At 72.3% G+C, this 24,192-nt stretch carries 22 protein-coding genes; 12 read left to right on the top strand and 10 right to left on the bottom strand.

Annotated features, from left to right (window positions below):
* Positions 1 to 227 precede the first annotated feature (227 nt).
* Entirely contained in the window at positions 228 to 1,670 is a 1,443-nt protein-coding gene (locus ACFWVE_RS04480) for a hypothetical protein (RefSeq protein WP_384008120.1), read from the top strand.
* Between the two features lie 58 nt (positions 1,671 to 1,728).
* Positions 1,729 to 2,520: a hypothetical protein gene (locus tag ACFWVE_RS04475; protein WP_384008118.1), complete on the top strand. Its 792-nt coding sequence runs from the start codon at positions 1,729 to 1,731 to the stop codon at positions 2,518 to 2,520.
* Here the strand turns inward: ACFWVE_RS04475 and ACFWVE_RS04470 are convergent.
* The 5 genes from ACFWVE_RS04470 to ACFWVE_RS04450 form a co-directional block, all read right to left on the bottom strand.
* Positions 2,507 to 2,926 carry an NUDIX hydrolase gene (locus ACFWVE_RS04470; RefSeq protein WP_384008117.1) on the bottom strand — a complete coding sequence of 140 codons (420 nt, stop codon included), beginning with the start codon at positions 2,924 to 2,926 and terminating at the stop codon, positions 2,507 to 2,509. The genes ACFWVE_RS04475 and ACFWVE_RS04470 overlap by 14 nt on opposite strands.
* A 70-nt stretch (positions 2,927 to 2,996) precedes the next feature.
* Positions 2,997 to 3,848, bottom strand: coding sequence for an isocitrate lyase/phosphoenolpyruvate mutase family protein (locus tag ACFWVE_RS04465; protein ID WP_384008115.1), 852 nt, complete (start codon positions 3,846 to 3,848; stop codon positions 2,997 to 2,999).
* Positions 3,849 to 3,942: 94 nt separating this feature from the next.
* Positions 3,943 to 4,980 carry a rhamnogalacturonan acetylesterase gene (locus ACFWVE_RS04460; protein WP_384008113.1) on the bottom strand — a complete coding sequence of 346 codons (1,038 nt, stop codon included), beginning with the start codon at positions 4,978 to 4,980 and terminating at the stop codon, positions 3,943 to 3,945.
* Between the two features lie 44 nt (positions 4,981 to 5,024).
* The gene (locus tag ACFWVE_RS04455) at positions 5,025 to 6,443 is read right to left on the bottom strand and encodes an RICIN domain-containing protein (protein ID WP_384008112.1); all 1,419 of its coding nucleotides are present in this window, start codon (positions 6,441 to 6,443) and stop codon (positions 5,025 to 5,027) included.
* Position 6,444: 1 nt separating this feature from the next.
* Positions 6,445 to 7,590 carry a family 43 glycosylhydrolase gene (locus ACFWVE_RS04450; protein ID WP_384008110.1) on the bottom strand — a complete coding sequence of 382 codons (1,146 nt, stop codon included), beginning with the start codon at positions 7,588 to 7,590 and terminating at the stop codon, positions 6,445 to 6,447.
* Positions 7,591 to 7,863: 273 nt separating this feature from the next.
* Between ACFWVE_RS04450 and ACFWVE_RS04445 the strand changes: the two genes are divergently transcribed.
* The 6 genes from ACFWVE_RS04445 to ACFWVE_RS04420 all read left to right on the top strand — a co-directional run bounded on the left by ACFWVE_RS04445 (position 7,864) and on the right by ACFWVE_RS04420 (position 15,830).
* On the top strand, positions 7,864 to 8,271 hold the full coding sequence (locus ACFWVE_RS04445) for a YciI family protein (RefSeq protein WP_384008108.1): 408 nt from the start codon (positions 7,864 to 7,866) through the stop codon (positions 8,269 to 8,271).
* Positions 8,272 to 8,314: 43 nt separating this feature from the next.
* The gene (locus ACFWVE_RS04440) at positions 8,315 to 9,460 is read left to right on the top strand and encodes an RNA polymerase sigma factor (protein WP_384008178.1); all 1,146 of its coding nucleotides are present in this window, start codon (positions 8,315 to 8,317) and stop codon (positions 9,458 to 9,460) included.
* Between the two features lie 146 nt (positions 9,461 to 9,606).
* On the top strand, positions 9,607 to 10,527 hold the full coding sequence (mmuM, locus tag ACFWVE_RS04435; protein WP_384008106.1) for a homocysteine S-methyltransferase: 921 nt from the start codon (positions 9,607 to 9,609) through the stop codon (positions 10,525 to 10,527).
* A gap of 237 nt (positions 10,528 to 10,764) precedes the next feature.
* Positions 10,765 to 13,623 carry an ABC transporter substrate-binding protein gene (locus ACFWVE_RS04430; protein WP_384008104.1) on the top strand — a complete coding sequence of 953 codons (2,859 nt, stop codon included), beginning with the start codon at positions 10,765 to 10,767 and terminating at the stop codon, positions 13,621 to 13,623.
* A gap of 29 nt (positions 13,624 to 13,652) precedes the next feature.
* Positions 13,653 to 14,273: an HD domain-containing protein gene (locus ACFWVE_RS04425; protein WP_384008102.1), complete on the top strand. Its 621-nt coding sequence runs from the start codon at positions 13,653 to 13,655 to the stop codon at positions 14,271 to 14,273.
* A gap of 843 nt (positions 14,274 to 15,116) precedes the next feature.
* Positions 15,117 to 15,830, top strand: a complete 714-nt coding sequence (locus ACFWVE_RS04420; RefSeq protein ID WP_384008101.1) for a S1 family peptidase — start codon at positions 15,117 to 15,119, stop codon at positions 15,828 to 15,830.
* 318 nt (positions 15,831 to 16,148) lie between these two features.
* Here the strand turns inward: ACFWVE_RS04420 and ACFWVE_RS04415 are convergent, their stop codons facing one another.
* Positions 16,149 to 17,156 (bottom strand): homoserine dehydrogenase, encoded by a 1,008-nt coding sequence (locus ACFWVE_RS04415; protein ID WP_384008099.1) that lies wholly within the window; start codon positions 17,154 to 17,156, stop codon positions 16,149 to 16,151.
* 188 nt (positions 17,157 to 17,344) lie between these two features.
* On the opposite strand from ACFWVE_RS04415, the gene ACFWVE_RS04410 reads away from it, so the two are divergent.
* A complete protein-coding gene (locus ACFWVE_RS04410; protein ID WP_384008097.1) occupies positions 17,345 to 17,638 on the top strand; it encodes a hypothetical protein in 294 nt (97 codons plus the stop codon).
* A gap of 195 nt (positions 17,639 to 17,833) precedes the next feature.
* Here ACFWVE_RS04410 and ACFWVE_RS04405 read toward each other — a convergent pair whose 3' ends face one another.
* On the bottom strand, positions 17,834 to 18,613 hold the full coding sequence (locus ACFWVE_RS04405) for an SMI1/KNR4 family protein (RefSeq protein ID WP_384008095.1): 780 nt from the start codon (positions 18,611 to 18,613) through the stop codon (positions 17,834 to 17,836).
* Positions 18,614 to 18,847: 234 nt separating this feature from the next.
* On the opposite strand from ACFWVE_RS04405, the gene ACFWVE_RS04400 reads away from it, so the two are divergent.
* Positions 18,848 to 19,900: a LacI family DNA-binding transcriptional regulator gene (locus ACFWVE_RS04400; RefSeq protein WP_384008093.1), complete on the top strand. Its 1,053-nt coding sequence runs from the start codon at positions 18,848 to 18,850 to the stop codon at positions 19,898 to 19,900.
* A 65-nt stretch (positions 19,901 to 19,965) separates the two neighbouring features.
* Complete coding sequence (locus tag ACFWVE_RS04395; protein ID WP_384008091.1) at positions 19,966 to 20,370, top strand: VOC family protein; 405 nt, start codon at positions 19,966 to 19,968, stop codon at positions 20,368 to 20,370.
* Here the strand turns inward: ACFWVE_RS04395 and ACFWVE_RS04390 are convergent.
* Together ACFWVE_RS04390 and ACFWVE_RS04385 are read right to left on the bottom strand one after the other, a co-directional pair.
* A complete protein-coding gene (locus tag ACFWVE_RS04390) occupies positions 20,350 to 21,045 on the bottom strand; it encodes a helix-turn-helix domain-containing protein (RefSeq protein ID WP_384008089.1) in 696 nt (231 codons plus the stop codon). The two genes, ACFWVE_RS04395 and ACFWVE_RS04390, sit on opposite strands and share 21 nt — an antisense overlap.
* Before the next feature lie 10 nt (positions 21,046 to 21,055).
* Positions 21,056 to 21,991 (bottom strand): AraC family transcriptional regulator, encoded by a 936-nt coding sequence (locus ACFWVE_RS04385; RefSeq protein ID WP_384008088.1) that lies wholly within the window; start codon positions 21,989 to 21,991, stop codon positions 21,056 to 21,058.
* Between the two features lie 82 nt (positions 21,992 to 22,073).
* Here ACFWVE_RS04385 and ACFWVE_RS04380 point away from each other — a divergent pair, with 82 nt between their 5' ends.
* Positions 22,074 to 22,922, top strand: coding sequence for an NmrA family NAD(P)-binding protein (locus ACFWVE_RS04380; RefSeq protein WP_384008085.1), 849 nt, complete (start codon positions 22,074 to 22,076; stop codon positions 22,920 to 22,922).
* 5 nt (positions 22,923 to 22,927) lie between these two features.
* On the opposite strand, the gene ACFWVE_RS04375 is transcribed toward ACFWVE_RS04380, so the two are convergent.
* Positions 22,928 to 24,100 carry a YihY/virulence factor BrkB family protein gene (locus ACFWVE_RS04375; protein WP_384008083.1) on the bottom strand — a complete coding sequence of 391 codons (1,173 nt, stop codon included), beginning with the start codon at positions 24,098 to 24,100 and terminating at the stop codon, positions 22,928 to 22,930.
* Between the last annotated feature and the right edge of the window lie 92 nt (positions 24,101 to 24,192).

Genomic DNA, 24,192 nt, shown 5'->3' with positions numbered 1-24,192 from the left:
GGGGCGAACACCGCAGGTCGCACACCAGGGACGTGGTGGTCCGCGCCGGAGCTGTCCGTCCGGCGCCGCAAGTACCCTGCCGCACACCTCCGTCACGCACGGTCGTCACGCATCGGGCGGCCGTGCCGGGTGTGAGAGGGCGAAAACAGCGGTACGGACGTTGAGACGGAACCGTTTTCCTAAGATGGAGCGAACGCGGACGTCATATGCCGCCCAACGGGAGGGGGATGAAACACGCCTTGTCCCACCAGCAGCTCGGCCGCGGTTCGTTGCGGCCCACTCCCCCGGACGGCCCCGCCCCGTCCGGCCCGGACGACGGGACGTCCCGGCCGACCCGGTTCGTGGGCTGGCTGGGCGGCTTCGGATGCGCGGCGGCCGGATACGCCGTGTTCCAGTTCCTGTTCGAGGTCCTGCCCGACTCCGTCGACGGAGAGGCCGCGAAGTACCTGATCGCCTCGGTGAGCGGCCTCGGCACCGCGCTCGCCGCGTGGCTCGCGGCGGCACTGCTGCGGGCCCGCGCGGCAGCGACGGCACCGCGACCGCTGCCGCGTCCCGGTACCGGTACCACGGCACCGACCGGCAGCCAGGGTCCCGGCCCGCTTCCGCAGCTGTTCGCGGCCACCTGCGACACGCTCGTCGGCGAGGTGTCGGTCGTCGACGATCCGGAGCGCGGGCGGCTCGTCGGCTGGGCGCACTCGCTGGGCGAGAGCACTCCGTCCCGCCCCACCTCGGTCGGGACGGCGTACGGGCTGCAGACCATGCTGGACCTGGGGACGACCGACGGCCGCCTCTTCACGGGCGAACTCGCGGACACGCTGTGGCGGTTGCGGTTGCCGGACGGCGGTTGGTCGGCCCGGTCGCAGGGAGCGCGGGCGCGTCCCGAGGTGACCGCGCTGGTGCTGGGCGCGCTGGCCCGCGCGGGGGCGTCCCGGGACGGACGGCTGGCGCGCGAAGTGGATCTCTGTACGGCGGCCTTCACCCATGAGGCCGACCCCGCGGGACGCGAGTCGACCCACGTGTTGACGACGGTGCTGCGGGGGCTGCTGCGCGCCGCGCCCGACTGCGGCGCGCTGCCGGTCCTGCGGGAGGCGCTCGTCGACGGGGCGGTGAGCGATCCTCACCGGGACCATCTGCGCTGCTGGGGCTACCGGCTCAACCAGCCCCCCGAGCACCCGTCACCGGTGCACACCGCGCAGGCGGTGCTCGCGCTCGACCGTGCGGCACGCGTCCTGGGCGAGAGCCCGGCGGTGCGGGCCGCCCGGGAGGACGGCGTGCGCTGGTTGCTGTCCTGCCCCGACGCGGCGCACCACGACTGCCGGGACCTGGAGAACGGCCGCGACGAGGTGCGTCGTCCCCGCCCCGACGACCCGGCGCGCCACGAGGTGCTGAACGTACGGCACTTCACCGCGTCCTGGATCGTGCGCGCCCTGCTGTGCCGGGGCTCGCTGGAGGTGGCCCGGCAGGACGGCCTGGAGGAGACCTGGCGGGAGCTGCTGGACGGCGCGGCCGCCCGCGTACGCGCCGGGCAGCAGGACGGCATCTGGACCTGGGCGCAGAGCGAGAACACGGAGCTGCGGCGCCCGATGTGGATGACGTATCAAGGTGTGTCGGCACTGCGTGCCCACGCGGTGTGGACCTATCGGCCGGACGAGGCGGCTGCGGCCCGCTGACGCGTGCGCGGTACGGGCCGCGCGTCAGCGGGCGGGAGCCGGGAGGAACGGAGTGCGCATGGGTGGTCGGCAGGTCCTGGCGGCACGGCGGTTACTGTCCGCGTCGCTGGACGGTACCTCGCCCGGGCGGGACCATGTGGCCGCGGCGTACGCGGTCGTCGACGAGCTCGGCCCGCCGGACAGGCTCTTGGAGCTGGTCGCCGAACTCGCCTGCGGTGAGGGTGACCCCGAGGCGGCTGCCCGGCTGTCGTACCGGCACGTCCTCGGTTTCGACAAACTGCTGCTGGTCGACGCCGGTCCTCAGCACATGCTGCGCGCCCATGTGTGGCACGCGGGCGCGGGCGGCACGGGCCGGGAGGACATCCACAACCACCGCTCGGCGCTGGCCTCGCACGTCGTACGGGGCAGGCTGTGGACGGAGTTGTACGAAGAAGTGCCCGAGGGGCGGGATGCGGGGCGGGCCGGAACGCGGACCGGGATGCGGGACGAGAGGCGGGGCGGCGGGCTCGAGGCCGCCCGCTTCGAGGAGTCGCTGGCCGAGGGATCGGCAGACTGGCTGCTGGAACCGGCGGGTCCGGCGCGGCTGCGGCTGACGCATCTGGGCCGGTACGCGGCGGGCAGCACGTACGCCCTGCCGGCGCACACCCTGCACCGCGCCTGGTGCGACACGGAGGGGCCGACGGTGACCCTGTTCCTGGAGACGGGCGGTCAACGGCGGCGCCACACCGATGTGTTCACCCCGGGCGGCCCGCACGCGGGGGCGGTGCCGAGGGTGCCGAAGGTGCCGATGGACGTGCCGGCCTATCTCGAGTCACTGGGCTTTCTGGCGGACCTGCTCAGGAGTCCGTGAACGCCTGCCGGACGATGTCCAGGTTGTAGTCGTCGATGTCGACGCAGGTCAGCTCCCCCGGGCGGAGCCAGACGTGGTCCTGGTCGGGACGGGGCAGCGTGACGTCCCCGGACAGCGGGCGCACCAGGAAGTTCTCCTGCCGGTTCTTGACCTCGTGCCCGGCGTACTCGCTCAGGAAGGACGAGTCACCGACCTTGCGCACGATCTCGCCGAGCAGGCCGGTCTCCTCCTTGAGCTCGCGCAACGCGCCGTCCGGGGCACTCTCACCCGGTTCGAGCTTGCCGCACGGGACACCCCACACCCGGGGCAGGAATCTCTCGTGCTCGCTGCGGCGCACCAGGAGTACGCGTCCCTCGTCGTCCCTCACGACCGCTGCCGCCAGCCGTTTGTCGCCGGGGATGTCCATGCCCATGGTTCCTCGGTCCCTCTGTCCCTCGCCGGAGATGAGTACAAAGGTTCTGATACCCGCGAAAGCGTCAACCGTACCAGGGTCGCCCAAGGGACGCAGTGGCGTCGGCCGTGCCCCGTACGGAGTCCCTGCTCAGCGCCTGGATCTCCGCGTAGGCGGGTGCGGTGCCGGTGGGCGCGCGCCCCTCCCGGATGTCGGTCGCGGCCTCCACCGCGGCACCCAGCGCCCGCCGGTACAGCAGGGACCCGAGACTGATCCGGCGCACGCCGAGGCCGGCGGGTTGCGGAACGGAGGGGCCGGTGGGCGGGTAGAGGACGGTGAGCGGCACGTCGAACCGGCGCACCGGACCGGCGATCTCACGGGGGCCGGTGAGACCGGGCACGAACACACCATGGGCGCCGGCCTGCTGGTAGGCGTCGAGCCTGCGGAAGGTGTCCTCCCGCCTGCTGCCGCCGTCGGCGTCGGGACCGGCGGCCCAGTAGGTGTCGGTGCGGGCGTCGACGAAGAGTGCGGGGACCGCCGCCCGCACCGCGGCGATCTTCGCGGCGTGCCGGCCGACGGGCCCGAGCCCGTCCTCCAGGTTGATCCCGACAGCACCGACGGCATACAACTCGCCAGCGGACGAGGCGACTTCGTCCGGGTCGTCACTGGATCCGTCCTCCGCGTCCACGGACAGCCGGTACGGCCCCGAGCCGAGGGTGAGGGCGAGCAGCAGCGTCTGCTCACGCGTCGTCGCCGCCCCGTCGGGCAGCCCGGCGCCCGCTGCGACGGCCAGGCCGGTGGTGCCCACCGCCCGGAACCCCTGTGCGGCGAGGGCCGCGGCGGAGGCGTGGTCCCAGGCGTTGGGCAGCAGCAGGGGCTCGTCGGCATGGTGCGGTCCGGCGAACCCGGTGACGGCGTTCCGTGCGCTCTCACTCATGCCGGCACGCCAGCCGCGGAACGCTTCGGCGCCAGCCGAAGTGTGCGAGGGGGACCTGGGACGCTCCGGTTCCGGTCGGAACGTCCCAGGGGCTTCATCCCCTCCTGACCCGGTCCTCGGGCACCAGACGCCCGAGGACGAGTGCGTCGCGGACCAGGGCCGCGAACTGTGCGGCGCCGTGAGTGGAGGTGTGGGTGTTGTCGCGCTTCTCGTCGTAGAGGTAGAGCGCCTTGGAGCCCTCCACACCGAGGGATTCCACCAGCGCCTTGGTCCTGGCGGTGAGGTCGATCAGCGGGACGCCGGCGTCCGCGGCGACGGAGCGGACGACCGCCGGGTGGTCGACACCGAGCCCGTTGACCAGGAGGGCGGTGTCGTTGTTCAGGGTTCCGTCGGCGTTGAACCAGCGCCGCACGACGGGCGTCACGAGGACCGGTTCGCCGCCCTCGGCCCGCACGCCCGCCACCATGGTCTCGAGGTTGGCCCGGTAGGCCGCCTCGTCGGTGGTCTTGTCGTTGTGGGCGAGCTGGATGAGGACGAGGTCACCGGGCCGGATCGACGACCGGACGGTGTCCCACAGGTGCGGGTTCCCCAGATAGCTGACCGTACTCTCGCCGGAGTCCGCGTGGTTGGCGACCGAGACGCCCTTGCGCAGGTACTGGGGCAGTTGCTGGCCCCAGCCGGAGTACGGGTCGCCGGGCTGGTCGCAGGCCGTGGAGTCGCCCACGAGGAGGATCTGCCGGGTGCGCCGGTCGGCGGCCGGGGTGACCCGGATGTCCGCGAGCGCGGGTGCGGCGCCGCCGATCGTGAGGTCGAGCCCGGGGCTGCCGTCGGGCCCGGTGGGCTCTCCCTCGGGCGTGCGGACGTCGACGGTGAAACTGCGGCCGACCCGCTGCCCGGCCCCGGCGGGGGTCTCCGCGAGGAGCGTGCGCCGGGTCTCGCCGCCGATGGCGGTGCGGGAGGCGGTCTGCCCGCCGAGACGGACGTGTACGTCGTAGGTGCCGGGCGGGAGGTCGAAGTGGCAGGCGGTGGCGGCGCAGTTCTCGATACCGGGGGCCGGCCGGTGGTCCCGCGTCCGGGCGGCGGCCGGGACGGACGACAGCCCGAGCCCGCCGACGACCGTCGCGGCCGCCATCGCGCCCGCGACGAAAGCCCTCGCCGGCCCTCTCCGACGCGTCCTCATGTCCCGCGTGTCCACTGCTGGTTGCTCCCTCCGTTGCAGGTGTACGTGATGAGGGCGGCCGAGTTGGCGGTCGCACCGCCGGACACGTCGAGGCACTCGCCGGTCGCGCGGGACGTGAGGGTCACGTAGGAGCCGGTGGTGGAGACCGACCACTGCTGGGCGGTGGCCGCGGCGGAGGCGGAGCAGTTCTCCTGCGTGACGGTGCTCGCGTTCTCCTGGAGGCACAACGAGCTGTTGCGCACGACGAGTTGGTGGTAGCCGTTGCCGACCGGCCTGAACCAGAACCGTTGGTTGCCGCCGCCGTTGCAGTCGTACTGCTTGACCTGGGCGCCCTGCCACAGCGACTGGCTCGTCACGTCGGCGCACTTCCCGCTGTGCCGGGCGATGAGCGTGTTGTACGTGGCGGAGGTCCCGCCGACCGTCCCGGCCGCGGTGTCGACGGTGATCTCGGGCGACCAGGACAGGGACATCGAGGTGGAGGACGGGAAGGTCAGCGGCAGCCAGACGTACCGGGAGTCGTTGACCCTGCCGCCGAAGGAGTTGCCCCAGCGGTCCCCGAGGTACAGGTAGGACGTGCCCGAGGATCCCTGTACCGGCAGGACGAACGCGGTCTGCGATCCGTGGGCGGTCGCGTCCCCCACGTCGCGCATCGCCGACCAGGGGCCGGCGAGGCTGGTGGCGGTGGCGTACTGCTGCTGGTTGGGGTTCCAGCCGGTGGCGCCGGACGTCAGCATGAAGTACACGCCGCCCCGCTTGAACAGGGCCGGCGCCTCGCGGTGGCCGCCGGGCCACGGGTTGGCGACCAGGCCCGCGATGCCGGTGTGGTCGGCGGTGAGCCGGTAGATGTGCAGGTCGTAGTTCTCGCGGGCGGCCGAGATCATGTAGCCGGTGCCGTCGGTGTCGGTGAAGACGGTGATGTCGCGGGACATGTGCTGCCCCAGCGGGCGGAAGCTGCCCCGCCACTCGTAGTCGCCGTCCACGGTGTCGGAGACGGCGACGGCGGCGCGGGCCTCGCTGTAGTCGGAGCCGTTCTCCTTGTGCATCCACATCACGAACTTCCCGGTGGCCGCGTTGTACATGACCTTGGGCCGCTCGATGTTGGCGGTGGCGAGCTCCGGGTCGCGGGCCTCGGTGAGGACGTGGTTGCGGAACTCCCAGTTCTTCAGGTCGGTGGAGCGGTAGGCGTCGACGTACCGGAAGGTGTTGTCGTCGTTGCGGTGCTCGCCGAACCAGTAGTAGTACGCGCCGACCTTGATGATCCCGCCGCCGTGCGCGTGCACGGGGTTTCCGGTGACGTCGGTGAACTGGACGCCGTTGCCGATCGTCTGCGGTGCGGCCTGGGCGGGCCCGGCGGTGACGAGGGCTCCGGCGAGGGCGAGGCAGAAGGTGAGCACCACCGCGTACAGGCGTCTCATGTCACACCCCCGTGCCACGGGTCGTTCCGGCTCCGTCGGCCACGGGGATGCCGAAGTCGGGGGTGCCGTCCGGCTTCCAGCCGAGGGGCTGGACGCGGGTGTGGCGGTTCGGGTCGTTGAGCGGGTCCCCGTTGATCTCCTTGTACTGCCGGGCGTGGTAGACGAGGACGTCGGTGCGGCCGTCCTCGGCGACGGTGAAGCAGCTGTGCCCGGGACCGTACTGCCGGGTCGTGTCGTTGCCGGTGAAGACGGGGACGGGCGACTTGGACCAGCTCGCGGCGTCCATGAGGTCGCTGTCGCCGGGGGCGGTGAGCAGGCCCATGCAGTAGTTGGCGTCGGTGGCGCTGGCCGAGTACGTCATGAAGACCCGGCCGTTGCGCTGGATCACGTACGGCCCCTCGTTGACCTTGTAGCCGATGCGCTCCCAGGCGTACTCCGGTGTGGACAGCCGCACTTGGGGTCCCGTCAGGGTCCACGGGTCGGACATCTCGGAGAGCCAGACGGCGGTGTTGTTGTCCATGCCGGGCTCGTGCTGGGCCCAGGAGAGGTAGCGGGTGCCGCGGTGGGTGAAGGTGGTGGCGTCCAGGGAGAAGGTCTCCCACGCGGTCCTGATCCGCCCCTTCTCGACCCAGGTGCCCCGGAAGGGGTTGGGGTGTGCGTTCTCCAGCACCCAGATGCGGATGGCCCACACGTCCTCGGCGGGCGCGGCGGCGAAGTAGATGTACCACTTGCCGGCTACCCGGTGCATCTCCGGCGCCCAGATGTGGGCGCCCATGTCACCGGTGGGGTGCGCCCGCCAGATCACGGACTCGGCGGCACTTCCGAGCCCGGCCAGCGTGCGGGAGCGGCGCAGGATGATCCGGTCGTACTCGGGGGCGGTGGCGGTGAAGTAGTAGTAGCCGTCGGTGTGGCGGGTGATGTGCGGGTCGGCGCGGTTGCGGACGAGGGGGTTCACGTAGGCGACCGCCGCCTTCGGTCTGCCGGCGGGGGTGGAGGGGACGGCCGCGTGGGCCACCGCGGGGGTGGTGGCGGCCAGGGCGCCTGCGGCGAGGGCGCTCTTCAGCAACAGTCTGCGGGCGGGCGTCGGGGACGGAGCGGATGACGCCTCGGGGAGGTGGGGGTGGGGCAGGTCGTCGGCGCGGCTCATGCGGTCTGCCTCTCGGGGAGGGGAGGTGGTCCGTGCGCGGGCTGTTCGGCTCGTTCCTTCTGTTCGGCATACCGAAAGTCATCTGACATGACGAACAGCGAACGTCGAAAAGGTAAGCGCTTGTCATGGGTGGGTCAACGGTTCGGGCGGGCCGAAGCGGTACGTCCGCTGAGGCGAAAAGTTTTCGGGTGCCGATGTCGAGAACCCGTGGCCGGCTCCGTCCCCGCAGTGAACGCGACCAGAATGGGTCGCACAGCACCGAGGAGAAGCACCATGACCAAGTACCTGCTGCTGAAGCACTACCGCGGCGCCCCGGCTGCGGTCAACGACGTGCCCATGGACCAGTGGACGCCGGAGGAGATCTCGGCCCACATCCAGTACATGAACGACTTCGCCGCCCGGCTCGAGGGGACCGGTGAGTTCGTCGACGGTCAGGCGCTCGCCCCCGAGGGGACGTTCGTCCGGTACGACGGCGAGGGCCGCCCGCCGGTCACCGACGGCCCGTTCGCCGAGACCAAGGACCTCATCGCCGGCTGGATGGTGATCGACGTCGACAGCTACGAGCGCGCCGTCGAGCTGGCCGGGGAACTGTCGGCCGCCCCCGGGGCGGGCGGGAAGCCGATCCACGAGTGGCTCGAGGTGCGCCCGTTCCTGGCCGCGCCGCCCACCATCACGGAATGACGACGGAAACGACGACAGAAGTGATGAGGGAATGACCTCCGAGGTGAACGAGTTCCTCCTCCGGAGCCTCACGCCGAGCGTGCTCGCGATCCTCGTCCGCCGCGGAGCCGACTTCGCGGCGGCCGAGGACGCCGTCCAGGACGCACTGGTCGAGGCGGTCCGCGTCTGGCCGGCCGACCCACCGCGGGACGCCAAGGGCTGGCTGGTCACCGTGGCCTGGCGCCGGTTCCTCGACGCGGCCCGCGCGGACACCGCCCGCCGCCGGCGGGAGGACCGCGTCGACGAGGAGCCGGCCCCCGGACCCGCGCCCGCGGTGGACGACACGCTCCAGCTCCACTTCCTGTGCGCCCACCCGTCGCTGACGCCGTCGTCCGCGGTCGCGCTCACGCTGCGCGCCGTCGGCGGGCTCACCACCCGCCAGATCGCCCGGGCCTACCTGGTGCCCGAGGCGACCATGGCGCAGCGGATCAGCCGGGCCAAGCGCACCGTCGCCGGCGTGCGGTTCGAGCGGCCCGGCGACGTCGCCACCGTGCTGCGCGTCCTCTACCTGGTCTTCAACGAGGGCTACTCCGGCGACGTCGACCTCGCCGCCGAGGCCGTCCGGCTCACCCGGCAGCTCGCGGCCGCGATCGACCACCCCGAGGTGGCGGGGCTGCTCGCCCTCATGCTGCTCCACCACGCCCGGCGCGCCGCCCGGACCGCGCCCGACGGCAGCCTGGTGCCGCTCGCCGAGCAGGACCGCGGCCGGTGGGACACCGCGACGATCGCCGAGGGTGTCGGGATCCTTCAGGCGGCCCTCGCCCGCGACCGGCTGGGCGAGTTCCAGGCCCAGGCCGCCATCGCGGCACTCCACGCCGACGCGCCCACCGCCGGGGAGACCGACTGGGGGCAGATCGTCGAGTGGTACGACGAGCTCACGCGCCTGACCGACAGCCCGGTCGTCCGGCTCAACCGCGCGGTGGCCGTCGGCGAGGCCGACGGACCGCGCGCCGGCCTGGCGGCGCTCGCTGCGCTGGACGGCTCACTGCCCCGCCACGCCGCGGTGGCGGCGTACCTCCACGAGCGCGACGGCGACCTGGCGACGGCGGCACGCCTGTACGCCGAGGCGGCCCGGAAGGCGTCCAACCTCGCCGAACGCGACCACCTGACCCGCCAGGCCGCCCGGCTCAACGCCCGCCGGGGGCGCTGAGGGATCGCGTTCGGATTTTCGGAATCCCCCGGCGTCCGACCAGGCCCCGTGCCGAGGAGCCGTGTCAGACGCTCGCCCGCGCCCGCGCCCGGTTCACGGTTCACGGTTCACGGCTCACGGCTCACGGCTCGACTACCGTCGACGGTATGCACACCGCCCCCGCCCCCGCCCCGGCCGACCTCCTCGCCGCCGGCACGGTCGTTCTCGACGGCGGCATGTCCAACCAGCTGGCGGCAGCGGGCCACGACCTGAGCGACGAACTGTGGTCGGCGCGCCTGCTCGCCGAGGCCCCCGAGGCGATCACCGAGGCGCACCTCGCCTACTTCGAGGCGGGAGCGGACGTGGCGATCACCGCCAGCTACCAGGCCACGTTCGAAGGCTTCGCGCGGCGCGGCATCGACCACGGCCGGGCCACCGCCCTCCTCGCCCTGAGCGTCGGGTCGGCCCGCGAGGCGGCCCGGCGGGCACGGGTGTCCCGCCCCCTGTGGGTGGCGGCCTCCGTCGGCCCGTACGGCGCGATGCTCGCCGACGGCTCCGAGTACCGGGGCCGGTACGGCCTGAGCGTGGCCGAGCTGGAGCGCTTCCACCGCCCCCGCATGGAGGCCCTGGCCGCCGCGGAGCCCGACGTCCTCGCCCTGGAGACCATCCCGGACACCGACGAGGCCGAGGCCCTCCTCCGCATCCTGCCCGGCCTCGGCATCCCGGCCTGGCTGTCGTACTCGGCGAAGGGCGACCGCACCCGCGCGGGCCAGCCCCTGTCCGACGCCTTCGCGCTCGCCGCCGACGTGGACGAGGTCGTCGCGGTCGGCGTGAACTGCTGCACCCCCGAGGACGCCGACCACGCGGTCGCCCTCGCGGCCCGCGTCACCGGCAGACCCGTCGTGGTCTACCCCAACAGCGGCGAGGCATGGGACGCGAGGGCGCGGGCATGGAGGGGCCGCGCCACGTTCACCGCCGAGCAGGTCACGGGGTGGCGGGAGTCCGGGGCCCGGCTGATCGGTGGATGCTGCCGGGTGGGTCCGAAGACGGTCTCGGCGATCGCCGCGACGCTACGGCGGCCGGTGTAGCGAACGCGCACCGGCCGGCCTTCCCGGGGCCCTGTTCCCCCACCCCGCCCGCTGTCCCGCGCCCGCCCCGGGCCTCGCCGCCGCCGACTGTCCGCCGTCCCACCAGGAGCAGTTGTCAGGGGCAAGCGTTATCCTCACCGAGCGCTTGTGACACATGTGTCTTACGACCACCGGGGGGTGTCCGTGCACGGCCGTGATCAGAGTTTCCCTCAGGACTGTCCGGGTGGCCACCCGGGCATGTCGACCGAGGCGGGAATCGACGTCCAACGCCAACTGGAGTCCCTGATCCAGGACTTCCGGGCGAGCGATCCTCCGATGCCGGTGATCGTGCTGCACGCCGAGGATCCCGCCGACGACGACCGGGTCACCGAACTCGTCGACGAGCTGCGCGAAGGGCAGCAGCAGCACGGCACGCGCCTGGCCGTCGCCTCGACCGGGCCGCAACCGGGGGACCACAGCCCCACGGCGCGGGCCGCACAGCTTGTGCGCGATCTCGGCGACTCCAGGAAGTGGGGCGACCGGTCCGCCGCCTACCGGCCCTACTCCTTCCCCCGCCTCGGCCTCGTCCGTGCCCTCCAGGAGGCCACCGACGATCCGGAGATGCGCGAGCACTGGCCGACCGCCCCCGCCGGCACTCCGGAGGGGAACACCCAGCGGGAGCAGGCCCGGACCCAGCTGCTGCGCCTCCTGGCCCGGCAGCACTGGCGCCCCCGCAGACCCCCGCGCCGGCAGATACTGCTCACCGACGTGCAGCAGTTCCTCCCCATGGGCGTCCTGGGCGCCTTCACCTCGCTGCTCACCCGCCCCGAGTGGTACATCGCCGTCCTGGCGGGCATCGGACTGATGGTCCTGCTCGCCGTCCTGAACCACGTCCCCGGCCGCGCCCCTCTCTTCCTGTGGCTGCGCAGGGAGAGCCGGTGGTTCCTGACCACGACGTTCCTCCAGTCCGCCGCCCGCCACCAGTCGACCAGCGTGCGGCTGCTGCGGCCCGTCCACTCCTGGAGGGCCATCGCGGCCCGCGCCTACGACGTGACCGAGGCCATGCGGGAGGGCGGCCCGTTCCCCCTCCAGCTGCATGTACTGGCGCTCCTCGAGGACCTGCGGAACAACCACCGGCGCGGCAGCTGGGACCTGCGGGGGTTCAAGCGGACGCGTCCGCCGGTGCTGTTCCTGCGCCGGACGGGACGGGAGAACGGCGGCATCGAACTGATCAAGGCGGTCAGCGACGTCCGCAGCCGACGCAGTGAACTCGACCCGCTGCTGATCGTGGCGGGCGTGGCGACGGACGACGCGCCACTGCTCGACCGCGGCGCGGACGGAAGTCCACAGGCCTCCCCGTCACCGTCCCGGTACCAGCCCTCGCGGCTCCAGCAACGGCTGCGGAACTGGTACGACGAATGGGCCGGCAACCTCCGGGCCGACCAGTCGCCGAGCAGGACGAACGCCCTGCCCTGGGTGCTCAGGATTCCGCTGCCCCGCGAGGAGTTGGTGCAGCTGCGGGAGACGGACTGGCGCTGTGTCAGGGCCGGGCACCGGCTGCCCCTGGTCCGCGTGGTGTGGTCGGCGTACAGCCTCGCCCTCGCCCTCGTCCTCGCCTGCACCGCGGGCGGTGTCCACTCCTACGAACTGCACCGGACGTACTGCTCGGCGGGCCTGCTGACCGCCAACCGCGACACCGAACGGCATGCCGCGCCCGGCGACGGCACGGAGTGCGTCGGGATAGCCACCGGGGACGTCCGGTTCGGCGCGTACCTCCGGGACGCGGACGACGAGGAGGCCGGCAGGCAGGGCGAAAGACTGCGCGACCTGGAGAACCGGATCCACGACGAGAACGCCAGGGTGCTGCGCAACCACTCCGGCACCCACGTCACGGTGGTGTACGCGGGACCGCTGAGCTCCTCCAAGCTGAACCCCTCACCGGTCAAGGGCGTCGAGGAGCTGACCGGCGTGTACCTCGCCCAGCGCGTCGTCAACGAGAACCACACGGTGAAGATGCGGGTGCTGCTCGCCAACGGCGGCGCGGACATGGGACACCAGAGGGAGACCGCCGAGGCGATCGCCGCGTACGCCGAGCGCGACCCGACCTTCGTCGGCGTCGTCGGCTTCGGCCGTGACCTGCAGAGCAGCCCCGGTGTCACGGACCGGCTCCACAAGGCGGAAGTGCCCGTCGTCTCCGGCACCAACTCGGCGAGCTACCTGCCGAAGGAGTTCTCCAACTGGTTCAGTCTCGCGGCTCCCGACGAGCACCAGGCAGAGGCCCTCGGTCACGTCGCCCGGCAGCTGCGCACCCCCGGCAGGGCCACGCACGCCCTGGTGCTGGCCCGCGACCTCAAGGGCTCGCAGGACCGTTACACCAGCGAGCAGGCCGCCTACGGCGGGGAGATGCTGAAGCGGGAAAGCTTCCGGATGCTGCCCACACAGGAGTACCGGGTGGTGAACGGCGACCCCGAGCTGCGGCTGCACGCGGAGCGCATATGCCAGGGGGAGAACGTCCCCTCGGTGATCTACTTCGCCGGACGGGTCGAGGACGTCGGACCGCTGATGACCCAGCTGAGCACCCAGCCGGGCTGCGCGAACAAGGAGATCTCCATCCTCACGGGCGACGACCTGAGCAAGGCCAGGTTCTCCGGTACGGGCGGCAGCGACGGTGTGGCCCCGCAGATCACGCTGTACCACGCGGCCCTGGCCGAGCTGGAGGACGCCGCACCCGCCACCGCCTTCTACGAGGACGCCGCCCGTCACCTCACCTGGATCGAGCAGGACCGGCTCCCGTACACCACCCCCGACTTCGCCAGCGGCCAGACGGCCCTCTCCCACGACGCCGCGCGTGCGCTGTACTGGGCGGCCAGCCGCGAGGACGCGCCCCAGAGCCGCGCGGCGACCTGGGTCAACCTCAGGAGCGTCAGGCTCGACAGGATGGCCACCGGGACGATCGACTTCACCAACGCGCCCCTGTACGGCGAACGGCACGGCCACGGCATCCTCGTCAAGCGGGTCCGCAGAACCCCGGCCGGCGTCTCGGAGGCGGAGGTCCTGTGCAGCAGAACGGCCGGCGACACCAAGCCGCTCGACGTGAAGGAGTGCCAGACCAAGTGAACGAAACGGTAATTGTTCAGGATTCCGGGATGAGGATTCCAGGCCCCGAGGAGATCCGCGCGCTGCACGAGAAGCACGCGCCCACCGCCGAGGCGTTCGCGCTCGTCCACACCCACTGCGAGATCGTCTGGAGCATCGCCGGGCAGCTCCTTTCCGCGCCGCACCTCGCCCACCTCGACGCCGACCTGGTCCGCGCCGGCTGTCTCCTCCACGACATCGGCGTCTACCGCCTCTACGGGGACGACGGCCGGCTGGACCACAAGAGCTACGTCCGGCACGGACTGCTCGGTCAGGAGATCCTCGAAGAGGAGGGCTTTCCCGAGGCCCTGTGCCGGTTCTGCTCCCACCACACCGGAGTCGGGATCACCCGGCACGACATCGCGCGCCTGGGCCTCCCCCTGCCTCCCGCCGACTACACGGCGGCGACGCAGGAGGAGCGGCTGGTGATGTACGCGGACAAGTTCCACAGCAAGTCCAGACCGTCGGTGTTCCTCTCCCCCGACGCGTACGCCGTCCACGTCCGCCGCTTCGGCGAGGAGAAGGTGACCGCCTTCCGGGCCCTGCGCACCGAGTTCGGCGACCCCGACCTCGCCCGCCCGGTGCCGGGCGGGGGCGTGGACAAGGACGGGAGCGTGGGCGTCCTCCCGTGACCGTCATCGCCCGTCAGGCACGGGCCCGCCGCAACAGCCCTTGTGGAAGTGGACACCCGCGTGGACGGGCCGCTCCGCACTCACCGCAGGAACGCCTCCGCGATGAAGACGGTGGGCGCCCTGCTCGCCACCTTCCGCGAGGCGGCGGGCCACACACAGCGTTCCCCGGGCGGAACAGAGGTGCACATCGAACAGGTACGGAAGCCCGGAGACCTGGACCGCGTTCCTGCCCGTACCGACGCAGGACCGTGCCACGGCGTAGACGCAGGACCATCGCCGGATGGGCAGGATCATCTTGGTGCCGGATCCACGGGTAGCGGTCGTCCCTGTGCGCGAGTGCGGTGAACCGGTGATCGGTATCCGCAGGGGCGGCCCGCTCCTTGTGGGCCTACCGGAGCAGGATGATCCGAACGCCTTCTTCCATCTACGGGAAGGCATGTTCGAGTGTCTGCTTCAGGCGCACACACTTACCGGCCGGCCTGGGGTTCCTGGCCGTCGAAGGATATCGATCACCAGGGCTGCAACGCCGCTACTTCGAGAGGTACGCGGGGAGGCTCCGCGCTGAGCGGCCGGGCTGGTCCGCGCATCCTCCACCAGATCACTCACGCACCGTCAACGAGTGCGAACCCAAAGCGTTTCGGATCAATAGTTGGTGGAGGTGCTCCGAGGCGGCCGCTTCCCGCGATTGTCTCCGTGGCAACGGTGCGATCTTCACAGCCCGTGATCCTCGCGCACGTGGACGGCCGACGGCCCCGTCCACGCGCCCGGTGGTTGGCGGCTTTCGGCCTGACCGTCCGAGTACGGGAGGCACACAATGGCAGGCACATGCCATAGGAGGCCGCCGTGAGTCCCACGCGTTCCGAAAGACCCCTGCGAACCGTCGTCCGGACCGTCGTCGTACTGACACTGCTCCTCGGCTGGTCCGCCGCCGTCGGATCAGCCTCCCATGCCGGGGAGCGGGCGGGGCGACAGGCGGCCGTCTCGGTGCGCGGCGGCGACACCCTCTACAGCACCGGCGCCCGCTGCACCGTGGGCTTCAACGCCCGCTCCGGCTCCACGCTGTACGCGCTCGTTTCGGGCCGGTGCGCCCAGGGCGCCCGCACCTGGTACGCCGACGCCGCCCTGACCGTCGCCGTCGGCGTCACCGCGGGAGTGAGTTTCCCGGGCAGCGACTACGCGAGCATCCGGTACACCAATACGGCGGTCGCCCACCCGGGCGAGGTCTCGCTGGGCGCCGGCGCCGGTGCCCGCGACATCACCAACGCGGCGCATCCCGCCGTCGGACAGTCGATCTGCCACGTCGGGCGGACCACCGGATACCGCTGCGGGACCGTCCAGGCCGTGAACGTCACCATCGACTACGGCGGGGGAACCGTATACGGACTGTTCCGGTCCACCATCTGCTCCGAGCCCGGCGACACCGGCGGTCCGGCTTTCTCGGGCAGCACGGCTGTCGGCGTCATCGTCGCCGGCAGCGGTAACTGCAGCTCGGGAGGCTCCACCTACTACCAGCCGGTGTCCGAGTGGCTGTCGGCGTACGGCCTGAGCGTCTACTGAGGCGACCGAGCCGACCGAGCGCGCGAAGCTCCCGGCGGACAGAGCCAGGTCGCCGGGGTGTGGCGCGCGGGTGGAGGCGGGCTGGAACCGATCGCCTTCCGCCCGCTCACCAAGGCCGCGTGGCACGGTCCGACCGAGGATGCGGAGAAGTTGTCCGTGCTGCTCGCCGACCGTGATCCCTCCGTCTGCCGGTGCTACGGACACTGAGGGGACAAGGGGACTCCCGGGGTCGGGACCAGGACCGTCGAGGGCTGACCGCCCCGACCGCCCTGCCCCGTTCCCACCGCCCCGGAGACCAGGTCCCCCGCGTGCCACGTATCAGAGGAACCCGGTGCGGGGAGCCGTGACCTCGACGGTGTCCTTCACCAGGGCGAGCGCGGCGCCCAGGGGGCTCGAGCGTCCCCCGCTCACGATCACGTCGCCGGCGTCGGGGCAGCCGAACACCACGGCCTTTTCCGGTCCGACGAGGGCGTGCAGGGGATCACCGGGTTCCGTCTCCTCCAGTCGGACACGGACAAGGTGGGGCTCATCCGCGGACGCGCTTGCCACGGCCCGCAGGCGGCGCGCTCGGGAGACCGCGTCCAGTGCCGCCCGGGGAGTGTTCTCATCCACCGGCTCCGCCTGCACCCGTACGGACGCCGGGTCCCATTCCCAGGCCAGCGCTGCCAGCAGCCGCACCTTGGTGGCGGCATCCTCGCCGGACAGGTCGGACGACGGATCCGCTTCCGCGGTCCCCCGGCGCTGAGCCTCCCGGACCGCCTCACCCAGCGAGTCGCCCTCGGCGAGGCGATCGAGGACGAACGTGGCGGTGCCGTTCGGGCAGGCCCGAATCGTCGTGCAGCCCAGACCGCGCAACGAGGTCCTGGCCAGGTCCCCCGCCGGCAGAGCGGCTCCCGTCGCCCCGGAGATCCTGATCATGCTGCCGGCCGCACGGGCCGCTTCGTCGAGGTCCCGCCAGTGGCTGAGCAGGTGGCTCTTGGTGGCCGTGACGACATGGACCCCTCTGCGCAGGGCGACCAGGGCCTCCTCCGCGGCATGCCGCCGGAGTTGGGGTGAGGACGGGATCGCCTGGACGAACACGCGGGCAGCGGTCCGGTCGAACGTGTCCTCCAGCGAGGCCAACGGACTCCACGCCGAGCGGGACGGCACGGGCTCGCCCTCGCGGAGCCGGCATTGCGCGGAACTCGCCCGGACGACAGCCACGTTCACCCGTACGCCGTGCCGGCGGGCCAGCCCGTCTCCCTGCCGCGCCAGGTGCTCGACGAAGGCCTGCCCGACCGGACCGTATCCGGAAAGCACCACATCGGCCCGGCTCACCTCACGCATGGTTTCCCGCTCCTCCTCGACAACCCCGTACGGGAGACCAAGCTTCGCATTCCCTCGTGAGATCACCGGGAAAGAACCGGCGTCGCCCGAAAACGGACCCGAACCGGATGGCCGTGGCCATGACAATCCCGTGTATCTCGACCACCGCCCGGCGATGATCTGACGGTTTCATGCGTCCTGAACACTGCGTGACCAGAAACCACATCGAGGTCTGGCACGGAAAGGTGCCGCCCGCCGGGGCGGCGCCGGTCACGTTCCGGATCGTTCTCCTCGGCTCCCTCCTGCCGGTCCTGGTCTGGACGGGCATCGCAGGCTTCGTCCACTTCTTCTACCACCCGGCCGCGACCGTGGTCCTTGCCGGGCTCTTCGCGCTCTCCTTCCTCTCGGGATTCGCCCTCCGCCGCAAAGCCGGACACACCGCGCGATGCAGTCTCCACGGCGCGGTGGGAGGAGTGCTCGACAAGTCGATGGCGGGGTTCTGAGCCGTTGCGGGCCTCGGTGCGGTCACTTGGAAACACCGGACCGGATCACCCTGGAGGAAGACCTGACGAGGTGAGAAATACCCGGGCGCAGGAGCACAGGAGCGCAGGAGCGCAGGACATGCTCGCCCAGTTACGGAACGCCCCGCTCCCACCCCCGCAGGACGCTCTCCCCCTTCCCTCGGTCAGCCACCTGCCTCACCGTCCCGAAACCCGCGGCATTCGGCTTCGTTCAGGGAGCGCGCCCAGCGCACGGCCCAAACGAGGCGGGGGGAGGGCCGAAGCCGACCGCAGTGGCGAGTCGAGGGGGCGGGGTGAAGGCCAGTCCCGGGTGCCGCTGTTTCCCGGGCGGGTGGTGCGGCTGTCCCAGACCAGGCAGAAATGCCCTGAGGGAAGTTCGTAAGGTGTGGGCCAGTCCCTCAAGTAGCGTTCGCCGGTGTCCAGGCTCGCGGCCAGGCCGTCGAAGAGTTCGGCCAGGCTGGACGCCCACCTGGTGGCCTCGACGGCTCCCGATCCGAGGCCCGTCTCGTAGACGTGACCGTAGGTCGGGCCGGGGCGATGGTCGACGAAGGCGATCCCTCCGTCGATGGGATACGCGAAGGGCACCCACTGGTGGGCGTGGCCGTAGAGCGTGTCCTCCTCCCAGTACCCGTTGGCGATGAGCTCCGCCATCTCGTCCGCCAGGAACTCGTGCCCCCGCGCGATGCTGTCGGTTCCGATGAGCCGGTGCCCCAGCGGCAGGAACGCGCCGGCGTGGTGGCTGGCCGGCTCCGGATCCGGCATGACGCCGTCGTGCCGCTGCAGAAGTGCTCTCACATGCGGGTGGAGCGGAAACCCGAGTCGCGCTTCGAGGGCCGCGATCTCCTCGGCGGTGGCAGGCGGCAGCAGGGCGGCCCGGTCGATGGGAGCGCGCACCGATAACCAGTGTTCGAAGCGCTCCCACGCCGCATCGAACGCGGCAAGCTCTGTGTCCGTCATGCGGTGACCCTAGACGGCACCACTGACACTCCTCCGCGGCCGCAGGGCGACAGTTGGGTTCCCGCCTCTCCATGCCGACGCGGTGGCCGGAGGGCAGGCGAACCAGTAGAGGTGCGAAGGTGCCTCGCGCCCGTCGGCCGTGTGCGGGTTCTTCCCGCCGGGTTGCACCGGATCTACAGTAGGAAGCGCTTTCTATACGGTGGCCCTCGGCTGGGCCGGAGAGGTGGGGTCCCGATGGTCCGTACGGGAGGTGCGGGACGGGCGAGCGTGGGGGCCGGGCCGACGCTGGCGGTCGTGGCCCGCGAGGCGGGGGTGTCGGTGCCGACCGCGTCCAAGGTGGTCAACGGGCGCGAGGACGTGGCCCCGGAGACCCGGCGCCGGGTCACGGAGGCGCTGGACCGGCTCGGCTATGTGCGCAGACCCCGGTTCGACGGGGCGAGGGCTCCGCGCATGGTGGACCTCGTGGTGGACTCGCTGGGGAGTTCGGGGTCCGGCGCGGTCCTGCACGGCGCGGAGGAGGCGGCGCACGACGCGGGCCTGGAGATCGTGGTGTCGGCCGCGCTGGCCCGCGGCCACTCCGGCCGCCCGGAACGTGGCTGGCTGGACAAGCTGGTGACCCGCGGATCGTCGGGGGTCCTGTTCAACCTGGCCGAGCTGGGCATGCCCCAGTACGCCTGGCTGGAGCAGCACCGCATTCCGTTCGTCATGATCGACCCGGTGCTCGAACCCCCGCCCGGCGTCGTGTCGGTGGGTGCGGCGAACTGGCAGGGCGGGGTCACGGCGACCGAGCATCTCCTGTCCCTGGGGCACGAGCGCATCGCCCTCGTCGCGGGTCACCGGCACACCCTGTCCAGTGGCGCCCGCGCCGCCGGCTACCGCTCGGCCCTCGCCGCGGCGGGAGTCCGGCACCGCGCGGAGTACGTGCGCCACGCCGGGTCCGACGAGGCCACCGCCTGCCGCCGTACCCATGAACTCCTCGACCTGCCCGAGCCGCCCACGGCCGTCTTCGTCTGCTCGGACCGGATGGCGCTCGGCGTGTACGAGGCCCTGGCCGAACGGGGCCTGTGCGTGCCGGACGACATGAGCGTGATCGGCTTCGACGACCTCCCCGAGGCCCGCTGGCTCGCCCCGCCGCTGACGACCGTCCGCCAGCCCCTGTCCGAGATGGCGGCGACCGCCCTGCACCTCCTGCTCCGCATCATGGACGGCCACCACCCGGAAAGCACCCGCACCGAACTGTCCACCCGCCTGGTGGAACGCGCGAGCACGGCACCGCCGCGCGGCTGACCCACGCGCGGGCCGTGTCCGATTCCTTCAAGACCGGGGAACCGGGGCGCGCCTACGGTGACCTCATGAGTGCACGATTTGATGCCATCGGGTTGGTCGTCTCCGACATGGGCGCCTCCGTCGCCTTCTATCGGCGGCTCGGGTTCGCGTTTCCCGGCGGGGCCGAGGAGCAGGGGCATGCCGAGGCGGAACTTCCGGGCGGACTGCGGTTGCTGCTGGACACCGAGGAGGTCGTCCGGTCGTTCCACGCCGGGTGGGAGCCGCCTTCGGGTGGAGGGCGCGCCTCGCTCGCCCTGCGGTGCGACAGTCCCACCGAAGTGGACGCCCTGTACGAGGAGTTGGTGGCGAGCGGCTGCCGGAGCGAGCTCAAGCCCTGGGACGCGGTGTGGGGACAGCGGTACGCCACCGTCCTCGACCCGGACGGCAACGGGGTCGATCTGTTCGCGCCGCTAGCCGCGAGCGGCCAGTAGCTCACCCAGCGGCAGGCCCGTCAAGTCCCGTACGTCGCGGGAGAGGTGGGCCTGGTCGGCGTAGCCGGTGCGGGTGGCCGTCTCCGCGAAGGGGGCGCCGGTGCGGGCCAGGGCGAGGGCTCGGCGCAGGCGGAGGATGCGGGCCAGGGTCTTGGGGCCGTAGCCGAATGCGATGAGTGAACGGCGGTGCAACTGGCGCGCGCCAAGGCCTAGTTCGTCGGCCGTCTCCGCGACCGGGCGGCCCGCGTCCAGGGCGGCCACGACTTGTCGAAGCACCGGATCGGGCCGGATGGCGACCTCGGCTGTCCTCCTCAGGGCCAGGTCCTCCAGGCCGCGCGCCGGGTCGGCCGCCGCGTTCACCAGGGCGGTCGCTCGGCGTACCTCCGCCGTCGGCCACAGGTCCGCCAGGCCGGGGCGCCGATCGCGCAGTTCGTGCGCGGGCACTCCCAACAGCGCGGGGAGGGTGCCGGGGCGGAAGCGGATGCCTGCCCAGGGGCCCGACGTGCCGGCCTCGGTGAGGTGGGCGTGGGTGTCGGGGCCCGCGACCAGCAGGCGTCCGTCGTGCCAGAGCAGGTCCATGCAGCCGTCGGGGAGTACTCGGCCCGCTTCCGCGCCGGCCGGGGTGCTGGTCCACACGACCGCGCCCGGCAGCCGTGACGCCCGTTCGCTGTACACGTGGCCCAGGCTACGCGGCCCGCGTCCGCCACTCCTGTGGGCTGACACCGTACGCCCGTTTGAAGGCCGTCGACAGGGCGAAGGCGCTGCCGTAGCCGACGTGGCGGGCGATCGCGCCGAGAGTGTCGTCGGTGTCGCGGAGGCGGTCCGCCGCGAGGGCGAGGCGCCAGCCGGTGAGGTACGTCATCGGGGGCTCGCCGACGAGTTCCGTGAAGCGTCGGGCCAGCGCGGCGCGCGAGACGCCGGCCTTCGCGGCGAGCGCGGCGACCGTCCAGGGGTGGGCGGGATCGTCCTGGAGGAGGCGCAGCACCGGGCCGACGACGGGGTCGCCCAGCGCCCCGTACCAGGCGGGCGGTGCCGCCTCGGGGCGGGCGAACCAGGCCCGCAGGGCGGCGATGACCAGCAGGTCGAGCAGCCGGTCGAGGACGACCTCCTGGCCGGGTTCGTCCCGCACGATCTCCGCCGCGAGGACCGGGGTGAGCGGGCAGTCCCAGTCGTCGGCGGTGAGGAGGAGCAGGGGCGGGAGCGCGTCGAGCAGGCGGCCGCCGATCTCGCCCTGCATCCGGTAGGTGCCGATGAGCATGACCGTGGCGCCGTCGGTCCGGTCGCCCCAGGTGCGGACGCCGAGGTCCATGACGCCGTTCAGGGGGCGTCCGTCGGGGTAGTGGCACTCGCCGCCCGGCAGGATCAGCGCCTGCGGCGGGGTGTCGGGGGCGTCGGCGCACGTGTACGGGTCGGGACCGCGCGCGATGGCGAGGTCACCGGGGCGCAGCAGCCGCCGGACGCCGCTGTCCGGCGCCAGCCAGGCCTCGCCGCGGACGAGGAGCATCACGGTCAGCGGGGCGCGGTCCTCGATCCGGACCGCCCAGGGCGGGTCGAAACAGGCCCGGATCATGAACGCGCCACGGGCGCGGGGGCCTTCCAGCAGGCCGGTGAGAGCGTCCATGGGCTTCAGCGTAGACGCGGGCTTATGGGAATGAGCCGTTCGGCGATGGTCCGGGCGGGCTGGGGGCAGTTGACTCGTAGGCATGACACAGGGCAAGAGCACAGCAGGCATGACAGTGGTCGTCACGGGGGCCTCGGGGCGTACCGGAAGCCGGGTGGCGCGGGCGGCCGAGGCGGCGGGGCTCACGGTGCGGGCGGCGTCCCGGGCCACCGGGTTCGACTGGGAGGACCGTACGACCTGGGCGGACACCCTGCGGGGCGCCGACGCGGCCTACCTCGTGCACCCCTCGGACGTGGGCGCACCGGGGACCGCCGAGGCGGTCGGCGCGCTCGCCGAACAGGCGCTCGGGCTGGGCGTACGGCGGCTGGTGCTGCTGTCCGCGCGGGGCGAGGACCAGGCGCTGCCCACGGAGGAGGCGCTGCGGGCGTCGGGCGCGGACTGGACCGTCGTACGGGCGGCGTGGTTCGCGCAGAACTTCAGCGAGGGACCGCTGGTGGAGGAACTGCGCCGGACCGGGGAGCTGGTGTTCCCGGCCGGTGAGGTGCCGGAGCCGTTCGTGGACGCGCGGGACATCGCGGAGGTCGTGGTCGCCGCGCTGACCGGCGGGGAGCGGTACGCCGGGCGGAGTCTCACGGTGACGGGGCCGCGGCTGCTGACGTTCGGGGAGGCGGTCGCGGAGATCGCGCGGGCGACGGGACGTGAACTGACGTACCGCGCGGTGTCCGCCCAGGGCTACGGCGAGGCGCTCACCGGGTTCGGGGTGCCGCCCGAGGAGGCCGGGTTCCTCACCGGCGTGTTCGCCGCCCTTCTGGACGGCCGCAACGCGCGGGTGGAGGACGGGGTGGTGCGGCAGGTGCTGGGCGGCCGGGAGCCGCGGGACTTCTCGGACTTCGTACGGGAGGAGGCGGCCGCGGGGACCTGGAAGCCGTGAGCACGCTACGTGTCCTCGCCGGACGGTGGCGCCGGGTCCGCGGGCCCTTCCCCGTTCCTCGGGTGGGGGTGGTGGCTGCTCTTCGCGTGGGTGCGCAGGCGGGCCGTGACGTCCTCCGGGGGCAGGAAGCGGGACCAGCGTTCGGGGAACTCGGAGGGCATGTCGGGGTCTGCCTCGTCGCCGGCCGCCGCGGAGGTGCGGGCGACGTACTCGGCGACCTGCTCCTGCCGCAGCCGCTCGTTCGCCTCGCGGGCGGTGGCGGTCGCGGCGGCCGGCCAGACCCGGTCGATCGCGGCGTTGACCGCGGCCCCGACGAGCACGGCGAAGGCGGAGACGCCGATCCACAGCAGTACGGCGACGGGGGCGGCGAGGGAGCCGTAGATGGTGGGGCCCTCGATGGTGCTGGTCAGGTAGATCCGCAGCAGGAAGCTGCCGAACACCCACATGGCGAGGGCGACCAGCGCGCCGGGCACGTCCTCGATCCACGGGGACCGTACGGGCACGGAGACGTGGTACAGCGTGGTCAGGAAGGCCACTGACAGCAGGATCACCACGGGCCAGTAGAGGATCTGTACGAGCGTCGTCGACCAGGGGACGACGCTGACCACGGCGTCGGGGCCGGCCACCATGAGGGGCAGCGCGACCGAGCCGATCAACAGGGCCACGATGAACAGCAGGAAGGCCATCAGCCGGGTCTTGACGATGCCGCGCACACCGTCGAGGCCGTACATGACGGTGATGGTGTCGATGAAGACGTTCACCGCGCGGGAGCCCGACCAGAGGGCGAAGAGGAAGCCGAGGGAGATGACGTCGGGCCGGCCGCCCTCCATCACGTCGTCCAGGATCGGCTCGGCGATCTGGCTCACGCCCCGGTCCGACAGCACCGCGCGGGAGGCCTCGATGATGTTGGTCCGCACGCTCTGGGTGGTCTCGGCGCCGGTCCAGGTGTCGACGTAGCCGAGCAGGCCGATCAGGCTGAGCAGCAGCGGGGGCACCGACAGCAGGGTGAAGAAGGCCGCCTCCGCGGCGAGGCCCAGGATCCGGTACTCCATGCAGGAGTTGACGGTGTCCTTGAGCAGCAGCCAGGCGGTCCTCCGTTTGGAGACATTGCGGTACAGGGCCCGGGCCCGGTGGAGTCGGCCGGAGGGCGCGTCGGGGGATTCGCTTGCTGGCTGCACGAACCAAAGGTATCCGTCGTGCCTGGTCGGCCTCACTCGAAGGGTCCCGAGGCGGTCGCGGGGTGCCTGCGGGGTGATGCGGAGGGCGGTGC

This window comes from Streptomyces sp. NPDC058632 (genome assembly GCF_042717095.1).
Classification (GTDB): domain Bacteria; phylum Actinomycetota; class Actinomycetes; order Streptomycetales; family Streptomycetaceae; genus Streptomyces.
The sequence above is the reverse complement of the archived record's forward strand: the minus strand, read 5'-3'. Positions and strand labels throughout refer to the sequence as shown.

Bases quoted from the DNA above. Each gene is read 5' to 3' on its own strand.
- ACFWVE_RS04480 (WP_384008120.1), top strand. From the start codon at position 228: ATGAAACACGCCTTGTCCCACCAGCAGCTCGGCCGCGGTTCGTTGCGG.
- ACFWVE_RS04475 (WP_384008118.1), top strand. From the start codon at position 1,729: ATGGGTGGTCGGCAGGTCCTGGCGGCACGGCGGTTACTGTCCGCGTCG.
- ACFWVE_RS04470 (WP_384008117.1), bottom strand. From the start codon at position 2,926: ATGGACATCCCCGGCGACAAACGGCTGGCGGCAGCGGTCGTGAGGGAC.
- ACFWVE_RS04465 (WP_384008115.1), bottom strand. From the start codon at position 3,848: ATGAGTGAGAGCGCACGGAACGCCGTCACCGGGTTCGCCGGACCGCAC.
- ACFWVE_RS04460 (WP_384008113.1), bottom strand. From the start codon at position 4,980: ATGGCGGCCGCGACGGTCGTCGGCGGGCTCGGGCTGTCGTCCGTCCCG.
- ACFWVE_RS04455 (WP_384008112.1), bottom strand. From the start codon at position 6,443: ATGAGACGCCTGTACGCGGTGGTGCTCACCTTCTGCCTCGCCCTCGCC.
- ACFWVE_RS04450 (WP_384008110.1), bottom strand. From the start codon at position 7,590: ATGAGCCGCGCCGACGACCTGCCCCACCCCCACCTCCCCGAGGCGTCA.
- ACFWVE_RS04445 (WP_384008108.1), top strand. From the start codon at position 7,864: ATGACCAAGTACCTGCTGCTGAAGCACTACCGCGGCGCCCCGGCTGCG.
- mmuM (WP_384008106.1), top strand. From the start codon at position 9,607: ATGCACACCGCCCCCGCCCCCGCCCCGGCCGACCTCCTCGCCGCCGGC.
- ACFWVE_RS04430 (WP_384008104.1), top strand. From the start codon at position 10,765: ATGTCGACCGAGGCGGGAATCGACGTCCAACGCCAACTGGAGTCCCTG.
- ACFWVE_RS04425 (WP_384008102.1), top strand. From the start codon at position 13,653: ATGAGGATTCCAGGCCCCGAGGAGATCCGCGCGCTGCACGAGAAGCAC.
- ACFWVE_RS04415 (WP_384008099.1), bottom strand. From the start codon at position 17,156: ATGCGTGAGGTGAGCCGGGCCGATGTGGTGCTTTCCGGATACGGTCCG.
- ACFWVE_RS04405 (WP_384008095.1), bottom strand. From the start codon at position 18,613: ATGACGGACACAGAGCTTGCCGCGTTCGATGCGGCGTGGGAGCGCTTC.
- ACFWVE_RS04400 (WP_384008093.1), top strand. From the start codon at position 18,848: ATGGTCCGTACGGGAGGTGCGGGACGGGCGAGCGTGGGGGCCGGGCCG.
- ACFWVE_RS04395 (WP_384008091.1), top strand. From the start codon at position 19,966: ATGAGTGCACGATTTGATGCCATCGGGTTGGTCGTCTCCGACATGGGC.
- ACFWVE_RS04385 (WP_384008088.1), bottom strand. From the start codon at position 21,991: ATGGACGCTCTCACCGGCCTGCTGGAAGGCCCCCGCGCCCGTGGCGCG.
- ACFWVE_RS04380 (WP_384008085.1), top strand. From the start codon at position 22,074: ATGACACAGGGCAAGAGCACAGCAGGCATGACAGTGGTCGTCACGGGG.